Below are 20,572 nucleotides of genomic sequence, written 5' to 3' on the forward strand. Positions count from 1 at the left end.
GGTGGACAAGCATTTGAATAAGATGGAGAGAGTTTGTTGAATGCTTTTTGGTTTACGATGCTGTTGCTTATTTTCTGGTACTGGGTGTGATTACTCTGAAGATACGCTAACTTCTTCTAAGTTTATGATAAGTCTTAGCATTCTTCTCCGAGGTATAGTAAGTGTATAGCTAAGAACACACTTTCAGGAGGGGTCAAGATGAGTACATTGACGCAAGAAGAAGTAGCCTTTTATAAGGAAAATGGGTATTTTCTGTATGCTAAACAGTTATTCTCCGGGGATAAATTAGCCGAATTAACGGGGATTTTTGAGGATCAGTTGAAGCAAAAAGGCAGCAAACTATCCGATGAGTTAGACACGCCGCATTTCCGCGAAGAACGCTTGTTGAACTTCCTGTTATCGGATGAAGTGTTGGATCTAGTTGAGCCAATTATCGGTCCTAACATCGGTCTTTGGTCCTCTCATTTTATTTGCAAGGATCCGATTGTTGGCCGTGCAACGCCTTGGCATGAAGATTCTGCCTATTGGAAAGGCCGGGTCTCAAGCTTCGATAACATCATTACTGTCTGGTTGGCTATTGATAACAGTACGAAGGAAAATGGCTGTATGCAAGTCATTCCAGGTACCCATGCTCATGGATTTTCAGAGTACGAGAAAGTAGACGGCGAGACGAATCTCTTTAGTACGCAAATTAAAAACGTAGATACATCCAATGCAGTTCATTTTGAGCTCCAAAGGGGTCAATGCTCGCTGCATGATTCACGCATTATGCACGGCGCCGATCCCAACAAGAGTGACTTTCGCCGCTGCGGCTATACCATGCGATATTTCTCAACAGACACTAAGGTCTTTGAGGATAAAAATGCTAATCACAGAGTGTGGTTAGCTCGCGGTAAAGATTTAGCTGGAAATCAATATGCGAATGTGGAGTAGAAGGAAATGTAACTTGATGAACGAAATCTTATAATAAACGAATTGACCACGAGGAGGAAATGGATGAAGAAGCAACCCGTCCGATTAACGACTGAACAGTTTATTCATCCTGCATCCTCCTATCAAATATACTTTCAACATATTAATGAGATCCATGCTCTGCATTGGCACGAATTCTATGAGCTTTGTTTTGTGCTTCGAGGTAGAGGGATGAATACGGTTAATGGAACTGCACATGAATTGCGCAAAGGAAGCTTGTTCTTGTTGACTCCTGCTGACTTTCATGAAATCTATTCCTATCCGGATGAACCGATGGAGCTGTATAATCTAGTCTTTGATGAGAAACTGCTAGATCAGGGGATGCGTGAGTTCATGTTTGGGCAAGTTGCCGAATATATGGTGGATTTGAATGAAGCTCATCATGATGCGATAGAGTCAGAGTTTAGCATGATTCGCGATGAGGTTCAGCTAATGAAGCCAGGACATTCTATTCTGATTAAAGGAGCTTTTGAGCGAATTCTGTTGTATTTATTTCGAACTTTCCATGATGGGAAAGGTCAGCCAGAGCTGCCGGTCACGCCGTCGCAGTCCTCAACGCTTCAGCGAGCGCTTGTGTATATGCACCATCATTTTCGCGAAGAACTTCGATTGGAAGATGCAGCTAAGCAAGCGGGCTTGGCGCCGAATTATTTTAGTCTCGTTTTTCATAAAATGACAGGTATTTCGTTCCAAATCTACTTACAAGGGTTACGATTACAATTTGCCAAATCCCTTCTGCAAGCTTCGGATATTCCAATTACGGAAATCTGCTTTGCCTCAGGATTCAATACCTTAACGCATTTCGAAAGAGCGTTCAAGCAGAAGTATGGAAGTTCACCGCGAACTTTTCGTTCGAACTAAAGGTGTGTGTTGATGTCTAGATGTGTATAATAGATATATCTAATCCACACAAAGGGGACAACCTCTCATGATTACTTGCAAATCGTGCTCCAAACCAACAGAACTCCATACACAGCGTTGTTCGCACTGCGGGGCATTATCTCCCTACACGGTTGCTGAGAAATTCGATATGATGGCCGAACTGGTGGAGAAAGCGCTGAAGCAGGAGCTCGAATCGAGAAGAAGATTGAAACACTAGGCCTGGTACAAATGCATAGTAGAGGCTGGGAGTAACCAGAGTAAGGCACCCGACATGGTCAGGTGTTTTTTTGTTTTTTGTAGGGTTCTGTCACTGGCACAGGAAATGAATAGTGTACTGATGGTGAGGTAGGAGGTGCCATAGGATACTGGTGGGGATAGGGGGAAACAAGAGGGGGATAGAAAAGTAGAGTGGGCAGAGAAAAGTAGAAAAAGAAGGAGAAATAAGAAAAGTAAATAAAGAAAGAAAAGTAGAAGGGAATTGAGGAAAGAAGAGAAGTGAAGAGAATTGAAGAGAAGAGAAGAGAAGAGAAAGAAAAGGTGGGGCAGAGTAGGGGAGTCGGTATCTAGCTAGGTGTTTTAAGTAGAAATGGGTTTACACTCACCTTATCTCGCCTTGCCATCAATTACCACCCTCGCCGTAAATAGATGGATTTTCTCCCGTTAATTATTAAGAAATTCCGTCAAATTATCAAATAAATGGATTTTATACAGTTAAATTCAGTCAATTTGACGAATTGGTAAGAGAATGGCGAATTTAACTACATAATTTCCATCTAATTCAAATTATCACGTTATTTCCTATGAAATAACTGTAGTTTTTCCAGTTAGTTAGTTTGAGCAGCATCAACTTCCATACTTATTACCTGAGCAATGGCAACCGAAAAGTGGAAATACAGTACAAGGAAAAACAAATGCGTGCCATTTTACTCGAGGTTTGAACGTTTTATAATAAAAATGTAAGCGCTACACAAACTAGTTCATTGGGGGAAATAGGATGAAGAAGACATTAGTAGCTGCAACATCAATTTGTTTACTGGCAACGTTACTCGCAGCATGCGGATCGGAAACAACGACAACGACTGCTAGCTCAACACCAGCAGCCAAAGCTTCAACGGCAGCGGCTACGCCAGCCCCAGCGACGGAAGCTCCCAAAGCGGCGAACCCGAACGATGAGATTAAAGGGAAGATCGTGTTCGCAACAAACCGCACAGATTTAATTGATACGAAGTTGAAAGAATATAAAGAAGCTTTCAAGAAGAAGTTTCCGAATGCAGATGTGGAATTCGAAGCGCTGAAGGATTATGAAGCTGCTATCAAATTACGCTTAGCTACAGCAGAAGTGCCCGATGTCGTTTTGATTCCGAACATTCCGAATACACAGCTTCCTGATTATTTTGCCCCACTGGATGATCTCGGCCTGAATGATAAAATTCGCTTCAAAGACTACAAAACAGCGAACGGAGGTACGTATGGCCTCGTAACTGGAGGTTCCACAACAGGCATTGTATACAACAAGAAAGCCTTCGCTGATGCCGGTGTTACAGCGCTTCCGAAGACGCTCGATGAATTCTATGCGGCATCAGAGAAGCTGAAAGCGAAGGGGATTGTACCTCTAGCAACTAATTATAAGGACAAATGGCCGCTCTACACATGGCAGCACGTAGCTGTAGCGATGTCCGGAAATCCGAACTTCTGGAATGATCGCATCAAGCAGGAGAATGCTTTTGACCCGAATGGTGCGTTCGCCAAGTCACTTGGTATCCTCAAAACGATGATCAGCAAGGGTTATGTCGAGAAAGACATCAACTCCTCGAACTGGGAGCAATCCAAGAAGGATGTAGCCTCTGGTAAAATGGCAATGTACCTCTTGCCGAACTGGGTCATCCCACAAGTCATTGAAAATGGCACAGAGAGTGCGAATGTAGGCTTCTTCCCAATGCCATTCGATAATTCGGGTAAGCTGACTACCCTCATGACACCTGACTATTTCTATGCAGTTAGCAAAAATAGCAAGAACCTCAAGACAGCAAAAGCTTTCGTTAAATGGTTGATTGAGGATTCCGGCTATGATGATTTCGCTGGTTTCATTCCATCTTTGAAGGATAAGAAGTCCTCGGTAACCCAATTGTCGGACTTCCTAGCTACGAAAGACTTGAACTTCGTTGAAATCGCTGCGGATAACAGCGATGCCATGGCGATCCAAAACAAAGCGCAAATTGACTTGAACGATATCGCACAAGAAGTAGCGGTAACAGATGTAGCCAAAGTATTTGATAAATATAACAAAAAATGGGTAGATGCGAAGAAAGCGCTTGGTAAGTAAACGTTAGGCTTAAGAGGGCTGAATGATCAGATTGCAGGCATTCAATCCTCTTTTTTCAAATTAAAGAGCAATGAGGTATGGAGATGAGCTACCAACAACAAAAAATTACGCTAATCGTATCTTTCTTAATTGTGCCGCTCATGCTGCTTTTGACATTTACCTACTATCCAGCATTGAGGCTCATTTACCTAAGCTTTACATCATGGGATGGGTTAGCACCGGTCAAAACGTGGGTTGGACTCTCAAATTACAAAGAGCTTATGGGGAATAGGGAAGTCTTTTATATTTTCCTTCATAATGTTGCTTACTTCGTAGGTGGTATCCTGCAAAATGTAGTTGCCTTTTTCTTCGCTGTCCTGTTAAACAGTAAGCTCAAGGGACGGAACATGTTTCGGACAGTCTTATTTCTGCCCTACATTATGAATGGCGTCGCTGTAGCGTTTATGTTCGGTTATGTGTTCGATACGAATACGGGTTCATTGAATTATTTCTTAAGTTTGCTAGGCATGGATCCGATTTCTTGGTTAGGTAAGCCAGGTCTTGTCAACATATCTCTAGCTTCAATTGGCGTGTGGAAGTTTATGGGTTTCAATATGGTAGTATACTTAGGGGCACTACAGTCGTTGCCTGAAGATCTCTATGAAGCAGCTAAAATAGACGGTGCACGACGATTCCAAGTGCTTCGTTACATTACAATCCCTGGTATGAGGAAAATTATCGAGCTTAATCTGTTTCTGACGGTGATCGGGGCTTTGGAAGTTTTCGACCTTCCTTTCGTACTGACCAAAGGCGGTCCTTTGGCGGCAAGCAAAACGTATGTTCAGCAAACAGTGGAGACCGCGTTTCAATATAACAACTTTGGACTCGCATCAGCGATGAGCGTCCTGCTCATGATCGTCGTGATTGTCGTAGTATCGGCACAACGCAGAATTGTTGGAGGAAAGGAGGAGTGACACCATGAAGCCAAGACCAATCACATCGGCAGTGAAATACACGCTTTTGTCCTTTGCCAGCCTAATTATCTTTTTCCCCCTATATATCTTGTGTGTAAATGCCTTTAAGGGGAGCAAGGAATATGGCATGTCCAGCGCGTTTTCATTGCCAAACTCCTTTCTTAATTTTGAGAATTTCCAACTTGTGTTTGAACGGGGGAACCTCGGGCAGGCGTTTCTGAATACGACCATCGTGATAGGCTTATCCTTGATTGGTAATATTGTCATGGGGACAATGGTAGCGTACGTGCTCGGGCGTTTTAAATTTCCAGGACGCTTTCTTATACTGGGTCTGTATACCGGAGCGGCGATTATTCCAGCAATCACGACACAAGTGGCGATTTTCTCGATTATCAAATGGTTGGGGTTATTCAATACACATTTCGCACCTGTGCTCCTATACATTGGAGCGGACGTCGTACAAATTTACATCTTGCTTCAGTTTATTCGTAATATTCCTTATGAGCTTGATGAGAATGCAATGATCGAAGGTTTATCGCTGTATGGCATTTTCTACCGGATTATCGTTCCACTGCTGACACCGGCCATTTCAACGGTCATTATTCTGAAAACCATTTCAATATATAATGATATGTACACGCCATATTTGTATATGCCTTCGCAGAAGCTAGGTGTGGTATCGACCACCTTGATGAAATTTACAGGTACGAATAGTGCCGAGTGGCAATTAATTTGTGCAGCAATTCTGATTATCTTACTTCCGACAGTGTTGTTATTTCTGTTCTTGCAACGCTACATTTTCTCCGGGATTACGAATGGTTCGGTGAAATAATGAATGAGCAGGACACCGCTGCTGGTGAGTCGAAATAGTAACCCAAGGCCCTAACTGTAGAGCCATGGGTTTTCTTGGATTTTAAAAAGAAAGGGCTTACATTCCTGCGAGAGAGCTAGGGGGAACTTGTTGTGCAAAGTGAAATATGGCATTGGATTGTGAGGCTGTCACTTACTAAGAAGCTAATTACGGTGTTTGTCATTGGGATCACAGTGCCGATAGTTACAATCTCAATGATCTCATATTCAAGTTATTCAAAGTCGATTGAAAAGAATACGGCTCTCTATGTGAATCAGATTTCACAGAAAATTTTGGAGCGGGTAGACCAATATGTCTCGGATATCAAACGTGTAACAGGCAGCCAGATTTATATGCAAGATATTCAGGAGTCGCTTGCGAATCCGAATAAAACGGTGGAAGAAAATAACCGCCTCCAGAACTTCGTCAAAGGCTTGAATAGCTTGAAGAACGATACGGAATCCGTGTACATTTTCGATAATTATGGCAACATGTATGACAGCACCAAGAATGATACAATCCGAGCCGATATCCGGCAGCAAGCCGTTGACTTACGTCAACAAGTACGGAACGCACAGGGTTCTTCCATTGTGATCTCCACTCAGAAAATAACGGTTGGTCATACGGACAAATATTATTTCTCGATTGCACGAGAATTGAAAAATACGAATTCGTTAGAAGGTATTGGCATGATCATCTTTGACTCGAGAATTCAAGTCATCGGGGATGCCGTCCGTGAGTTGGATGAGGTGACCACAGGCAGGACCATGGTGCTGGATGATCAGAATACGGTCATCTATGATAGCGAACAGAGATGGATTTCAACGAATGTAGCGAGTAATGAGCTGGTTCGCAAAGCGGTTGGGGCACAGGGCAGTTTCAAGGTGACGCTGGAAGGGAAGACGTATTTGACATCCTATACGACTTCCGAAGTGACGGGCTGGAAACAAATCGTGCTTATTCCCGTGGATCATTTGACAGAGGAGACGCGGGTAACTCGGGATTTCACGATGATTCTCGTTTTGCTGTCGATCACGGTTGCGCTAGTCACATCTGCGATCATTGCCATTGCGTTGACACGGCCGTTAAGGACGCTGATGAGGACAATGAAACAGGTCAATAAGGAGAATCTCGATGTTCAAATTCCGGTGAAATATTCGGACGAGTTCGGCATACTGGCGAAGCATTTTAATAATATGATTAGAAGAATTAATGAGCTAGTTGAAGAAGTCTATCAGACGCAAAATCGCAAACGAGAGGCTGAGCTCAGGTCGCTGCAGCATCAAATCAACCCTCATTTTATCTATAACACACTGGAAGTGATCCGCATGACGGCTGAGGTGAAGCGAGATTATGAGATTTCGGAAATGACTTACAATTTGGGGGAGCTGCTGCGGTATGGCATTTTGCGAGGGACGGATCAGGTGACAATTCATAAGGAATTGGATCATTTGGAGAAATATGTGGCACTGCAAAATTTCCGATTCTCCAAAGACATTGAACTGGAGGTAAACATCAGCGAAGCTCATCTTAGTTACCCAGTTATTAAACTATTATTTCAACCTATCGTGGAGAATGCCATCTTACATGGTTTTGAAATGAAGGAAGAGAATTGTCTCATTACGGTTAGTTCTTACAAGGATAAGCAAGCGATCTATTTTGCCGTTCGGGATAATGGGTGTGGCATGGAAGAAGCGCAACTGAAAATGATTCGGAATGCGTTGCTAGGTTTGCAGCAAGAAAATCGCAATAACATCGGGATTGCCAACGTGAATGAGCGCATTGTTTTGCAGTATGGGGCACCATTCGGTCTGCAAGTTAGTAGTGAAATCAATGTCGGCACGACCGTAACGATTGTCCTGCCGGTTCTGGAAGTATGGAAGGAGAGCGCATAAATGACGATGAAAATGTTGATAGTCGACGATGAACAGCGGATTCGATTAGGTCTTCAAGCTATGGTTGAGGCGATGGGGTTACCTATTGAGATTATAGGGTTGTGTGCGAACGGGATTCAAGCGATGGATAAAATGGACGGCTGGGAAGCTGCGGATTGCAAGATCCTCCTGACAGATATCAAAATGCCCATGATGGACGGGATGAAGCTGATCGAACGAACAAGGGCGGAGTATCCGGATGCGCATATCCTTCTATTAAGTGGATTTAATGAATTTGAGTATGCCCGCCAGGCCATTCGATTCGGTGTAGAAGAATATTTGTCGAAGCCCGTGAACAAGAAGGAGTTATTTCAAGTTTTGAAGCGAGTTGGGGAGCGTTTTGCAGAAGTGGATTCCTCTGAAAAGGAGACAGTTGGTCCTGTAGCAGAGGAGCCTAAGGTTCATAAGAAACAAATTATTGCCGACGTGATCCGCATGCTGGAGTCTGATCTTAATCAAGCTTTTGAGTTGAATGAGCTTTCCGCTAAAGTAGGTTTGAATCCAAGTTATTTGTGCAAGTTGTTCAAAAGGGAAACGAATAAGACGATTACCGACTATGTGACCGATTTGCGAATCGTGAAAGCGAAGCATATTTTGGAAGATTATCCGGATGTGAAAATGTACGAAGTAGGCTCGCTAGTGGGTTACTCGGATCCGGTTTATTTCACGAAGTTGTTCAAAAAGTCTGTCGGTATGACCCCAAAAGAATATCAAAGCGGACAATGTGCTTTTGGCAACCAAAATGCCTGTTTAGACTAAAGATTTTCGCTATCCGTTGCAGTAAAGTAAAGGTATGAAAGATAGTTGAGGAGGTTGTTCGCATGAGCCAACACAAGATCCATATACCTGAAGCCGATGCTTTATTGCAAGATGAAATTACGAGTGAACAAGCACAGTTTTTCTTGGAGAATGGTTTCCTAGTTATTCGCAATGTGGTTATTGGAGAAGAACTTCGACTCCTGCAAGAGCAAACAATGATGGCTGTAGACATCGGGATAGCTGGAAGTGATGACGAGGATTATATGTACCGCGTGAGGACCAATGGAGAACGCAAATATTGGCGGACGGAATTTATTATCGACAAGCAAGAGGCGAATAAGGTACTGCTTGCCCATCCGTTTATATTAAGATCTGTGGCTAAGATCCAGGGGGTCAACTTCATTCCAACGTGGGATTCCTTAGTTGTGAAAATTCCGAATCAAGCGGCCAGTGTGCCTTGGCATCGCGATGCGTCAGTGCCCGAGGGGTGCACAGATCCGCGTCCGATCTTCAATGTCGATTTCTATTTGGATGAAGCCGATCTGAAATCATGCTTGTGGGTTATTCCTGGTTCGAACCATTGGGGGGCTGAGGTTGCTGAGCAGCGCTGTGCACTCCCAGGTTTTGATGTCAGCGATGCAGTACCCGTGCCTATGCATCCTGGGGATGTCATTTTCCACAATATTCAGCTGCTGCATGGCTCACCTGAGGGGGATGGGAATGCGTTGCGCCGGACCGTGTACTATGAGTTCCGTCCAGGTGAAATCGAAGCGGAATTTGGCCCGCATACGCTAGAGTACCTCTCATTGAAGCAGCATATGCTCGTCGATTGCATCGAGAAGCGCAAAGAAGCAGTCTATACAGTAGGTGAAACGCCGTATGACTATCAACCAAGGGGTGCCTTTGCGCTAGGTACGAAGCAAGTGCCGAAGACCTATCGGTATACGCACACGGAATATTGGCGCAGATGAGTAAGTAGGAGGCTGTCCCTTTAGGGACAGCCTTTTATTGTCGAGATTTTTAAGAGTTTAATGAAATAGATGGATTTTATGAAGTTAAATCTTTGGGAAACTCTTATTTTTGGCGAATAGATGGAAAATATACATTTAATTTGTAACATTTCGATTGGAATGAGCCGAAGTAGTAGGTTTAGCTACATGAAATCCAGTTATTTCAAAAAAATAGGCGAATTTAACTGGAATAGCTGTAGATTTTCCAGTTAAATGTGAAACAGTGGAGGTTCAATATCCCACCTCCCACTATGAATATATCAAATTCGAACAAAACTGGGTTAAACTTTGTCCCGTTTTTTTCTTGAACATGCGTCCGAATGTGTGGACATCTGAATAGCCGACACGATCCGCGATTTCGCTGAAGGAAAGGTTGCTGTGTATGGCTAGTTCTTTCGCTTTGTTGATGCGGATCCACGTCAAATACTGCATGGGGGACATGCCCACATGTTGGCGGAATAAGCTCAAAATGTAGTTTTTGCTGAGACCAGAAACATCTTCCAGTTCTCTGATTTGTATTTCGCGGTCGTAGTGCTCGGTGAGATAGTTTTTGATTAGAACGAGTTTGGGCATTGTGAGCGTGTCGGTTTTGGCGCGGGTAGAACCCGTTTCGAATGATTGCGCGGCTTCAGCAAGAATACGCATGAGTAAGCTTTGGCAGTGCATTTGATGCAGGAGTCCTGGCTGGCGATAGTGCGAAACAAGCTGGGAAAGCATCGTTTCTACCGGATGATCCGCGAAATTACCGAGGTGATGCTTATGCTTGAAGAGTTCCTCGTACGGGAACGCAGACGTACCGAAATGAAAGACAAGGGAAATACAAACATAAGGACTGTGGTCTTCTTTGATAATCGAGTGTCGTTCATTCGGACGGTGAAATAAGAGATCACCGCGGCGCGTCTCGTAGGGGGTATCGCCAACAGGGTAATGGGCAAAACCATCGACGACATATTGCAGGACGTACTGCGTCATCTCCCGATTGTAGATCCGCCATCCCTGCGGGGCATGGAACATATGAGCTAATGTAATGTAGGGTGGAAAATAATAATCTGCAAGCATACCGATTGTTTCTGCCGGTTGCATGGTTGTCAGGTCTGGAGCCAAAGGGATCAGCACCTTTCTCAATGCTCATTATAGCATGAGGAGCTGAAAATGAAGAGTGCTTTTGGCAACGAGTTGCGTAGGGAGTGGGAATGGATGAAGGACAAAACTAGCTACTTGTAGGTGTGTGGGTTATGTTTTATGTAGCTCATTCGTGTAGGGTTAGTAGTAGCGCGTATGTTGAGGCGGAAGAGGTGTTGAGTAGCTGTGTTTTGAAGTGTTGGTTGGGGTGTTATGGCGGCCGGAGCGCGGGGAAAGCGAGCGCAGCGGAGATGTTAGCGCCCATTTAGGGCGCTAAAGTTAGTCCGCGTGGCGTCGCGGGAAGAGATAAGGCCCATTTTGGGCCTTATTCCGGTTGCTCCACCAGACCGCTGAAGCGACCGCCGTGCCAACAAAAAAACTCCAGCCCCCAAAAGGGGCTGAAGCACTGTGTCTGAAGCACTGTGTCTGAAGCACTGTAGCTGTAGCTCTTGGACTGGAGCTCTAACCTAGAGCTCTACCATCTCTTATTCCGTTACTTTCTGCATTTTCCCGGGATTGTTGATCTTATAAGGCACCGGATGCTTGCTCAGCTTCTTCGCGACGATTTTGCACTCGAAGGTGACGGTGTCGCCGACGGCGAGTTCGAGCTTCTTGAGCGTTGCACTGTGGCTCGACCAGGCGGTTCCTACCTCTAGTGCTGGATCCAGGATGGATACAGCTTCATAGATGATGACTTCATCATCGGTGTCTGAGAAGTTGTTCGGTACGGTCGTAAACTCGGTAACCGTTGCCTTCATTTTCACTTTTTCTTCAGGAAGCTCCAGTTTAGGGGCTTTCTCTTTTTTCGTTTTTTCCTTAGGTGGCGCTTTCTCAGCAGGGGCTGCTTGTCCTACTTCAGAAATATCTTCGGCCTTCTTGGACTTTGCGGCCTTAGCTGGCTTTTCTTCTGGCTCAGCAGCACCCTCAGCCTCGTCCGCAACAGCAGCCTCTTCAGCTAGCGCTGCGCCGCGTTGGCTATAGTTCGCAGCCTGCATTTCCTTCAAATAGGAGGGATGTATGCAGTGCAACTGCTTCGTATCTAGTTCAATGACAGCTGTCATGGGATCCACGAGGCCGACGATATTGCAAGCTACATTGAGGCTATTGCCTTTATAGAAGAAGGCTTTCGCTTTGACTGCTTTTTCAGAAACTAAACCCCATTCTTTACATTGTTCAATCAGCTCGGACTCTTCATCAAAACGAGTAAACGCATCTGGCTGAATAGCGAACGCATAATCCATATGTAATCAACCTTTCCATTGTATATAGAGGGGTATTTATTTCACTTTTTCCTCATGGTCCCCTTCATTATCTTGATCCTCAACTTCAGCTTCCAGGTTTTCCTCTTCTTCTAGCCGGAAATCATCGGTCTTTTCTCCGTCTTCCCATATTTCCACAAAAAGCGCATCGCAATTGTCAAAATCAGCAGGCTTAAACGCAAGCGCTTTGTCCTCGTCGGGACCGACATAAACATTCTCAAGTGTTTCCCCATCAAAAGAGAGGATGACATAGATTTTCATAGGCAAGGTATGCCTCCTAATAAGTGATAAGCAATATTATAACATACCGAGTGAATTGTTCGCATGAGAAGCGATTGATCTTTCATATACATCTATATAGCCTGTATTCCCGGATTGATTAGCGTTTCGCACTGCCCCGTTAACAACGGATGTGAAGGAGGAATTCCAAGGATGGCGTTACTAGTCATATGTGTCCTAGGGTGTCTGTCTGGCTTCATGATCTTCAGAAGACAAGTGATACCCCGCAGCACCGATCAAGCGCTGAATGAAGTTAAGTTATCCATTATAATTCCGGCTAGGAATGAAGCGGATAATCTTCCTCACCTTCTGCATGCCCTGAAAATTCAAACCTTGGAACCCTACGAAGTCATTGTAGTGGATGATTTTTCGGAGGATCACACAAGGGAAATAGCTGAAAATTACGGTGTTACCGTGATTTCCAATCCTAAGCTGCCTGATGGGTGGACGGGCAAAAACTGGGCCGTATGGAACGGTTATTCCAAAGCTACTGGTGATCTGATTGCCTTCCTGGATGCCGATATTCGATTCGCACCGCGAGCCTTAGAATGTTTGGTAAAAGCGCGGAATAAACTCGGTGGCGTATTGTCAATTGTGCCCTACCATTACACGGAGAATCTAAGAGAGAGACTAGCGCTCATCTTTAATGTGCTCGGTGTATTTGCGTTTACGTCTCCTTTTGAAAAGAAAAATAATCAGAAAGGCCTCTACGGTTCTTGTATTGTAACGACGAGGGAAGATTACGAATCCATCAAAGGCCATGAAGGTATCAAATCGGAAATGCTAGATGACTTGAATCTGGGCGCTGCCTATGCAAGGGCTGGCATACCAGTAAATAATTTTATCGGCTACGGGCTGGTATCTTTTCGCATGTATCCTCAGAGTCTCAAGAGTCAGATCCAAGGCTTCGGCAAAGGTGCTGTCCTAGGCACGTCTAAACTCAAAGCAGGCACGCTAATGCTTACCGCGAGTTGGGCGACAGGGCTGGTTCTCTCAGCAGCGTTCCCATTTTTCCTGGCAACATCCTGGGGCATACCGCTTCTAATCGGCTACCTATTGTACATGGCACAGCTATTTTATTTTGTAAGATACGTTGGAATTTTCGGCAAGGTTACACCCGTGATACACGTTGTGTCGACGTTGTTTTTTATTATGGTGATGCTGTACTCGATGTATCAGGTCGTATTTCTAGGGCATGTGGCCTGGAAAGGGCGGCACGTCAAGGTAGGAAGCAGGCGAGTGCAATGATTATCGTTTGGACGATAGGTGCTTTTATATCAGGTGCGCTCATGTTTAGTTACTGGTTAGGCCGGTTAGCTCGGAAAAATCTGAAAACCGTTGGGGACGGCAATCCAGGTGCACTCAATCTATGGAAAGCGGCGGGATATCGGCTGGGCATTGCTGGGGTTTTGCTCGATTTTATCAAAGGATATCTCATCATTCTATTGGCTGTACATGTTGGCGGAGTGTCGGGGTATGGATTGATCCCAGTTGCGTTAGCGCCGATTTTTGGGCATGCTTTTTCGCCATTTTTACGTGGAAAAGGGGGCAAAGCCATCGCCGTTACTTTCGGCATTTGGAGTGGCTTGACACAATTTGAAGTGTCACTTGCTTTGGCGGTTATTTTGGCAGTCATGCTAGGTGGGATGAAAGTTATTAACAAATGGAAGCCGATCTCGTCAGAAGTGGATGGTCAGCAGGTGGTGATCGGGATGCTCCTTATGGGAGTGTATCTGTATGTGAGGGATGCAGCGGCAGTGCATATGTGGATATGGGTAGGGAATACGCTGCTCATTATGTTCAAGCATCAGAAAGAGTTGGCTGCATGGTTGCGTAAAAGGAAGAAGGAACAAGAGGGGACTCTCCCTTGAAATATACCGTGAAGAACTTGCCGCTAGCTCCAGTTTGTTGGAGGTGGCGGTTTTTTTGAGTTAAGCCATGTCAACGTCAAGGAGAGAAAGGAGTCAAATGAAGATTGATACATACGTGCCTCCTCCATGGGAAAAACTAGAACAAAAAGGAGGGAGTGTCTCTTCCCATGGAGGATCAACTTGCACGCAAAGAAGAGCGCTTAAACGCGGTTAGTCACGGGATTGGCGTGTGTTTAAGCATATATGGGCTCATTCTGCTCATGCAGCGGTCTGTGCTATTTGACGATTGGCTGTACACGGCGAGCAATGTGGTGTTCGGAGTATCCTTTTGCCTACTCTATGTGTCCTCGACGCTGTTGCATGCTGTACGTTCACCTAAGTGGGGAAAACGCTTCGAAATGCTGGACCACGCAGCAATTTTCATTGCTATGGCGGGCTCGTATACACCGTTCCTGCTCATAACTTGGCATAGTCGGGTTGCGATTGAGTTGCTTATCGTGATATGGGCACTAGCTTTCGGCGGTGTTAGGTATGTTCATGTCATTATTGGGCGATTTATGCCTTGGGGACTTCTGATGTACTTGGGCATGGGAGCCTTCATGATACTATTTATTATTCCGCTTTATGTGCGATTGCCCTATGCTGCATTTATTTGGCTAGAAGTAGGCTTGATCAGCTACATCGGGGGTGTTCCTTTTTTCCTCTGGCGCAAATTGCGTTACCATCACACGATTTGGCACATATTCGTTCTGGCTGGAAGTACCTGCCACTTTATTGCTGTCTATAGTTACGTGATGCCTGCGCTGTTATGAACTAGAAATGAGGTGTTTTAAATAATTCAGGAGGAGGATAATAATACCTTAATTTTGTGCTAGTACGGATTAAGATTGTTTATTTAATGTTCAAATCATCATTCATATAATAAGAGCATGAGTCACACATTCCTTTCATGCCAAGGAGGCAGAGACAATGCAAAGCAACACACCTTTATTATTGACTGATGAGCAAATGAGAACGTTTATTACGAATGGCTGTCTACTTCTCAAAACCGATTTTCCACGTGAATTTCATGAAAGTTTAGTCGAGCAATTGAATACGGTGTATACCGAAGAAGGCAATCCCGGTAATAATCTTTTACCTCGCATTCGTGAGCTGCGCAAAGTTTTTGACCATCCGGTGGTGACTGGTGCATTGACCAGTGTGCTGGGGCCTAATTATATGATGCATGCGCATCGCCACGGGCATTATAATGCTTCAAGTGTAGCTGGCGGTTGGCATAAAGATAGCTATTGGGGTTACAACAGGATGCGCAATCATCACCCGCAATGGGCAATGATTATGTATTTCCCACAGGATACACCTGTGGAGTTAGGACCGACAGGCATACTGCCAGGTACGCAAAATTATGAATCACGTACTTTTGAGGGGAATGAGCCTGAAGGAGAAGTGTTGGCGAGTGGGGATGCCGGGACGTTTGCACTGATTCATTATGATATTTGGCACCGTTCCACTCCGAATGTACTGGGGCAAGCTCGTTACATGTTGAAGTTCGAATTCATGCGGACGGAACTGCCGCAATCGCCAAGCTGGAACAATCAAGAGCTCGGATGGCGCAAACCTGAAGGGCTACAACTGCCAATGGGTGAGCACGATTTCATGTGGGAAGAAACGTGGAATTGGTTGTCAGGACAAGTTGGCAGCATGGCTGACACGCTTGCTTCTGATCCACAACGGATCAAGGAGCTGGCAGCTGAATTAAGCAGCTTGGAACCTGATGCAATTAATGCGGCTTATGAGCTCGCAGCTAGTGGACCGAGTGGTGTGGAAGCTTTGCTTCAAGCCCTTCATAGCGAGCAAACCAACGTGTCACGACTTGCAGCTTATGGCTTATCTGTAGCGGGGAGTGGTGCTGTAAGCGGATTAATTGCTGCGTTGGCAACAGACAATAATGAAGCTGCCAATGCAGAGGAAATCATCGCCCATGCCGTGTTCGCGCTTGGTGAATTGCGAGGACTCGCCAGCGAGGCAGTACCAGCGCTTGTTAACTTGATGGGGCATCCTTCGGAGGAAATCCGCTGTGCTGTAGTAGATGCCCTTGGTCTTATGGAATCTGGCCACGATCAAGTGGTGGCATGTCTGGGGAATGCGCTGCAAGATGAAAGCGCTCAGGTGCGGTTCATGTCCAGCTTGGCGCTGTCCCGTCTAGGGGCCAATGCTGAAGCAGCGATTCCGCAATTGGAAATCGCGCTGGATGACGAGAACCGCTATGTGCGTGCGCATGCGGCGGAATCCTTACGCTACGTAGGTACAGAGCGAGCGAAAGACACGCTCATTAAGTTCCTGCTTAACGCGCGTTGGTGCCCAACGACGACTGCGAAGAATGCGTTTTATCCTTAAGGTAGTATCCGCAAGCAGCTCCCATCGATGTGATGGGAGCTGCTTCTTTCGTATGGCGGCGTGGTATCTCGCCACGCCGCTGGCTGTGTCGTGATGGGAGCAACGGCTCCTCCAGGAATGAATGTTACACGATTGACAGACAACTCATTATCCTACTGTCAACATCATCATACGATTGTTCACCAACGAAGTTAGTCGTATCTAGCAATCAGCTCAGCACAAAATCTCCGAAACAGTTAGCACATCTAAACAAACAAAACTCCAGAGTAACTAGTACGTCCAAGTGACTAAAATTCCTAAGAAATCGTACCTCTAAGTGACTAATACTTCGAAGAAACTAGTACCTCCAAGTGACTAATACTTCGACATACCTAGAACACCTGCTTAACAATAATGCGAAGAGTCCGCTCAACTTAGTGAACACCTCACCATCTAAACAATAGATGGAAAACATACAGTAAATTTACGCCGAAACAGCAGTTAATATGAAATAAATGGAAAATATACAGCTATTCTTGATGTTTTCAGCCGAAAAGGGCAAATAACCCGAAAATAGATGGAGGTTTTCCATCTATTTCGCTGATTAGCTTGTTTTATAAGAAAATAACTACCTATTTTCCAGTTAATGTTGGCGCGACGGAGGTATGGGAGTGGGATGCAGGAGCAGGAACGGGATCTGGATCAGGAGCTGGAACAGAAACAGAAACAGAAACAGAAACAGAAACAGAAACAGCTCATTCCGTTAAATGCGTTGCGGCCTCATCCACAACTCAGCGCGGCCGCAAATCACGGAATGCCGTTGGTTTGAATCCCGTTTGTTCCTTGAACATTCGGGAGAAATACGATAATTCCATGCCGAAGGAATCGGCTATTTGAGAGACATTCAGCTCCGTTGTCAGGAGTAGATCTTTGGCTTTTTCGGAGCGCAAGTGGTTCATATATTGGATCGGGGAGTATCCCGTAAATTGTTTGAACGCATTGATGAAATAATTGGGATGATAATGGGCGAGCTGAGCGAGTGTTTCGATCGAAACCTGATCTGCTATATGCTGTTCCATGTAGCGCAGCACAACATTCATTTTCTCATGGGTTGGGGTGGTAGCTAAATTCAGTTTCACGGCAGCATTGGCATCAATGAAATCCGCGATGAGTTCATGGAGGATGCCTGTTACGCGAAATTCAGCTGATAAGGCATCACTCCGACGATGTGCAATTAAGTTTTCGAACGTTTGACCAAGGGCTAATACGTCTTTGACCACAATCGATGGGCTGGTATGCAGAATCTGAAAGAGATCCAGATCACCGATTTTCGCAGTGAAATGGCACCAATACTTGCCGAAGGTATTCTCACTAATCGTGCCATAAGCTTGGTCACTACCCGCAGGCAGTAAGTAAAGGTCGCCAGGACGCGGATAATAGGTGTGGTCACCTATTTTCACATAACCTTCGCCCTCCGTTATAAAATAAAGTCGATTAACAGGACACGAGGGGATCTCATCGTTCCAACTTCGCGATACTTTCGTATAAGCCGCCAAGTCGACATCGATTCTTGCTCTGGCCATATATTTCTTCCAGAAAGTTCGCTGGCTCGGATTCATATCTGATTTCATAAGTTAGATTCCTTTTACGAATAGTCGACAAATGCCTTCCGTGTACTGCTGTTTCGTATAGCCTAATGTATCTTTATGATACAAGTATTGTTCCGGAAACAGGGAAATGAGAAGTGTATTGACCGTCAAGGTGACATCTAAATCCTTGATCTCATTATTTTGAATGGCATGTTGAATGAGTGGAGCTAGAATATTGCGAAGTCTGACAAAGAACGGCTTTTTATGAATAGTATAGTGCCGTTTTTCTCCATGCATAGAAGAGATAATGGATAGAAGTGCGACATTCTCGTCCACGAAATCAATCACATCATGGATGCAAGCAGATAGTTGATCTAGTCCAGATCCAATAGGATGCATATTTGTGTATTTATCCTCAATCATATCTATAAATCGATTTGTTGTGGATTTGATCAAGTCGCTGCACACATCTCCAATATGGGTATAGCGGCGGTATAAGGTTCCTTGGCCGACGCCGGATTCCTTGGCAATTTGATGCATTGTTACAGATTCTATATCGTTCGTTTCCAAAAGCATGCGAGCAGCTGAAAGGATGCGACGACGATACTCCGTATCACGTTCGCCGCGGCGACTGCTTGGCGTAACGGTATCAGTAACGACATCTTTTATGAGTTCACGGATTTCTTGTTGATGTTCATCTGGATGTTTCATATTTTGCTTCCTCCTGGTAGAGAGATCGTCCATGAAAAAATCATTTGACTTTGCGGACAATTGTCCGTAATATGGGGTAGCGGACAATTGTCCCGTAAATATTGTAACACGTGAAGAGAGAGATTGTCTAAGGAGGAGTTAGGAATGAGTCAAAGTGCTGTATCCGGTGGAACCGAGCCGGAATTTAAGATTACGAGCATTCTGGTGCCGTTAATCGCTATTATTACGGGCATATTCATGGTTATCCTCGACACGACAGCAATGAATGTTGCATTGTCGAAGTTAGTGGTTGACTTTAAAACAGATCTACCAACAATACAATGGGCGGTAACAGGCTATATGCTGGCATCCGCTGCGGTAATTCCATTAGCGGGGTGGTTATCGGACCGTTTTGGAGCGAAAAATGTTTTCCTTACATCTGTACTGCTGTTTACGATTGCATCTCTTTTATGCGCGACGCCGAACTCGGCTGAAATGTTGATCTTCTTCCGCATTCTGCAAGGCTTGGGCGGGGGCTTCGTGATGCCAGTTGCTATGGCATATGTATACAGACTTAGTCCGCCGAACAAAATCGGGCAAGTCATGGGTATGCTGGGCGTACCTATTTTATTAGCACCAGCTATTGGTCCTATCTTGTCAGGTTGGTTAGTTGAGTACCATTCGTGGCATTGGATTTTCCTTATTAATTTGCCTGTCGGTATTTTTAGTTTTATTTTCGGATTATGGAAATTACCTGTTGTGGCACGCAAAAAAGTTGCTGGTTTCGACCTTCCTGGAATGATCCTGGGTCCGATTGCTTTCGCTTCGCTATCTTATGGCATTTCGCAAGGTGCTTCAGGGTGGACTTCTGATAAAGCGCTTGGTGGTATTATCGTCGGTGCCGCTGCATTAATTGCTTTCGTCATTGTTGAGCTCAAAACGAAAATTCCTTTGCTTGAGCTTCGTGTATTCAAATCATTCGATTTTTCCTTTAGTATATTCATTCAATGGGTGATCCAATTCTGTATGTTCGGGGCGATTTTCCTTCTCCCGCAATTCCTGCAGCAAGCCCGTGGTTACGGAGCATTCGATACCGGATTGACCCTGTTCCCGCAGGCGATCGCGTCTGCACTTATGATGCCAATTGGCGGTTATTTATTCGATAGAATCGGCATTCGTTGGTTAGTTGTAATCGGTCTTACTTTGGTTTCTGGGGCAATTTTCCAGTATTCTCATTTGGATATGACCACGCAAAGAACGGATCTTATTCTACCACTAGCCATGGCTGGGGCAGGTATGGGACTCATGATGATGCCAATTAACTCACATTTGATCAAAAAAGCTCCGCAAGACCTCGTCAGCCGCGTTACTTCGTTGACAAGTGCGATGCAGCAAGTAATTAGCTCCTTTGGTGTTGCGATCGTCGTGACGATTCTGACATCACGAGTGTCAACATTGATTACCGAGCAGAAACTTCCTGTAAGTTCCCCTGCGGAGATGCAGAAGTCGATGCTTTCCGTTGCGCCTGATGCATTCGGATATACATTCACATGTATGATGATTATCGCGATGTGTGGCGTGGTTCTTGGACTCTTCCTGCGCCGCGGCAAGACAGTAGCACATGCCGAAGGAAGAGCAGAAGTTGCATTAGAAGGTTTGCACTAACATACAGAAGGCAGCCCTCAAGAATTTACTTGGGGCTG

Annotated in this window: 19 protein-coding genes; 14 read left to right on the forward strand and 5 right to left on the reverse strand. The window is 45.0% G+C overall.

Going from position 1 to position 20,572, the window contains the following annotated elements; translation table 11 throughout:
* Window positions 1-198: 198 nt before the first annotated feature.
* The 9 genes from A8708_RS12670 to A8708_RS12705 all read left to right on the forward strand — a co-directional run bounded on the left by A8708_RS12670 (window position 199) and on the right by A8708_RS12705 (window position 9,644).
* Window positions 199-933 carry a phytanoyl-CoA dioxygenase family protein gene (locus tag A8708_RS12670; RefSeq protein ID WP_068663873.1) on the forward strand — a complete coding sequence of 245 codons (735 nt, stop codon included), beginning with the start codon at window positions 199-201 and terminating at the stop codon, window positions 931-933.
* A 63-nt stretch (window positions 934-996) separates the two neighbouring features.
* Window positions 997-1,833, forward strand: a complete 837-nt coding sequence (locus A8708_RS12675; protein WP_068663875.1) for an AraC family transcriptional regulator — start codon at window positions 997-999, stop codon at window positions 1,831-1,833.
* Between the two features lie 67 nt (window positions 1,834-1,900).
* Window positions 1,901-2,071 carry a hypothetical protein gene (locus A8708_RS35420; protein ID WP_157264736.1) on the forward strand — a complete coding sequence of 57 codons (171 nt, stop codon included), beginning with the start codon at window positions 1,901-1,903 and terminating at the stop codon, window positions 2,069-2,071.
* A 777-nt stretch (window positions 2,072-2,848) separates the two neighbouring features.
* A complete protein-coding gene (locus A8708_RS12680) occupies window positions 2,849-4,177 on the forward strand; it encodes an ABC transporter substrate-binding protein (protein WP_068663877.1) in 1,329 nt (442 codons plus the stop codon).
* Between the two features lie 83 nt (window positions 4,178-4,260).
* Complete coding sequence (locus A8708_RS12685; protein ID WP_157264738.1) at window positions 4,261-5,130, forward strand: carbohydrate ABC transporter permease; 870 nt, start codon at window positions 4,261-4,263, stop codon at window positions 5,128-5,130.
* Between the two features lie 4 nt (window positions 5,131-5,134).
* Window positions 5,135-5,962, forward strand: a complete 828-nt coding sequence (locus A8708_RS12690) for a carbohydrate ABC transporter permease (RefSeq protein WP_068663881.1) — start codon at window positions 5,135-5,137, stop codon at window positions 5,960-5,962.
* A 131-nt stretch (window positions 5,963-6,093) separates the two neighbouring features.
* On the forward strand, window positions 6,094-7,875 hold the full coding sequence (locus A8708_RS12695; RefSeq protein ID WP_068663887.1) for a sensor histidine kinase: 1,782 nt from the start codon (window positions 6,094-6,096) through the stop codon (window positions 7,873-7,875).
* 6 nt (window positions 7,876-7,881) lie between these two features.
* On the forward strand, window positions 7,882-8,673 hold the full coding sequence (locus A8708_RS12700) for a response regulator transcription factor (protein WP_068663993.1): 792 nt from the start codon (window positions 7,882-7,884) through the stop codon (window positions 8,671-8,673).
* 62 nt (window positions 8,674-8,735) lie between these two features.
* Window positions 8,736-9,644 (forward strand): phytanoyl-CoA dioxygenase family protein, encoded by a 909-nt coding sequence (locus A8708_RS12705; RefSeq protein WP_068663889.1) that lies wholly within the window; start codon window positions 8,736-8,738, stop codon window positions 9,642-9,644.
* A gap of 288 nt (window positions 9,645-9,932) precedes the next feature.
* On the opposite strand, the gene A8708_RS12710 is transcribed toward A8708_RS12705, so the two are convergent.
* The 3 genes from A8708_RS12710 to A8708_RS12720 all read right to left on the reverse strand — a co-directional run bounded on the left by A8708_RS12710 (window position 9,933) and on the right by A8708_RS12720 (window position 12,325).
* On the reverse strand, window positions 9,933-10,766 hold the full coding sequence (locus A8708_RS12710; RefSeq protein WP_068663994.1) for a helix-turn-helix transcriptional regulator: 834 nt from the start codon (window positions 10,764-10,766) through the stop codon (window positions 9,933-9,935).
* Between the two features lie 524 nt (window positions 10,767-11,290).
* On the reverse strand, window positions 11,291-12,046 hold the full coding sequence (locus A8708_RS12715) for a hypothetical protein (protein ID WP_068663891.1): 756 nt from the start codon (window positions 12,044-12,046) through the stop codon (window positions 11,291-11,293).
* A 36-nt stretch (window positions 12,047-12,082) separates the two neighbouring features.
* Window positions 12,083-12,325, reverse strand: a complete 243-nt coding sequence (locus A8708_RS12720) for a hypothetical protein (RefSeq protein WP_068663893.1) — start codon at window positions 12,323-12,325, stop codon at window positions 12,083-12,085.
* A gap of 171 nt (window positions 12,326-12,496) precedes the next feature.
* On the opposite strand from A8708_RS12720, the gene A8708_RS12725 reads away from it, so the two are divergent.
* The 4 genes from A8708_RS12725 (at window position 12,497) to A8708_RS12740 (ending at window position 16,611) form a co-directional block, all read left to right on the forward strand.
* Entirely contained in the window at window positions 12,497-13,591 is a 1,095-nt protein-coding gene (locus A8708_RS12725) for a glycosyltransferase family 2 protein (RefSeq protein WP_068663895.1), read from the forward strand.
* Window positions 13,588-14,214: a glycerol-3-phosphate acyltransferase gene (locus tag A8708_RS12730; RefSeq protein ID WP_068663897.1), complete on the forward strand. Its 627-nt coding sequence runs from the start codon at window positions 13,588-13,590 to the stop codon at window positions 14,212-14,214. Before A8708_RS12725 ends, A8708_RS12730 begins: the two co-directional genes overlap by 4 nt.
* 167 nt (window positions 14,215-14,381) lie before the next feature.
* On the forward strand, window positions 14,382-15,026 hold the full coding sequence (gene trhA / locus A8708_RS12735; protein WP_068663898.1) for a PAQR family membrane homeostasis protein TrhA: 645 nt from the start codon (window positions 14,382-14,384) through the stop codon (window positions 15,024-15,026).
* Between the two features lie 157 nt (window positions 15,027-15,183).
* Window positions 15,184-16,611, forward strand: a complete 1,428-nt coding sequence (locus tag A8708_RS12740; RefSeq protein WP_068663900.1) for a HEAT repeat domain-containing protein — start codon at window positions 15,184-15,186, stop codon at window positions 16,609-16,611.
* A 770-nt stretch (window positions 16,612-17,381) separates the two neighbouring features.
* Here the strand turns inward: A8708_RS12740 and A8708_RS12745 are convergent.
* Window positions 17,382-18,221, reverse strand: coding sequence for a helix-turn-helix domain-containing protein (locus A8708_RS12745; RefSeq protein WP_082927462.1), 840 nt, complete (start codon window positions 18,219-18,221; stop codon window positions 17,382-17,384).
* Window positions 18,222-18,224: 3 nt separating this feature from the next.
* Window positions 18,225-18,890 carry a TetR/AcrR family transcriptional regulator gene (locus A8708_RS12750; protein WP_068663902.1) on the reverse strand — a complete coding sequence of 222 codons (666 nt, stop codon included), beginning with the start codon at window positions 18,888-18,890 and terminating at the stop codon, window positions 18,225-18,227.
* Between the two features lie 144 nt (window positions 18,891-19,034).
* Between A8708_RS12750 and A8708_RS12755 the strand changes: the two genes are divergently transcribed.
* Window positions 19,035-20,534, forward strand: a complete 1,500-nt coding sequence (locus A8708_RS12755; protein ID WP_068663904.1) for an MDR family MFS transporter — start codon at window positions 19,035-19,037, stop codon at window positions 20,532-20,534.
* Window positions 20,535-20,572: the final 38 nt, after the last annotated feature.

Source organism: Paenibacillus oryzisoli (genome assembly GCF_001653565.1).
Taxonomy (GTDB): domain Bacteria; phylum Bacillota; class Bacilli; order Paenibacillales; family NBRC-103111; genus Paenibacillus_E; species Paenibacillus_E oryzisoli.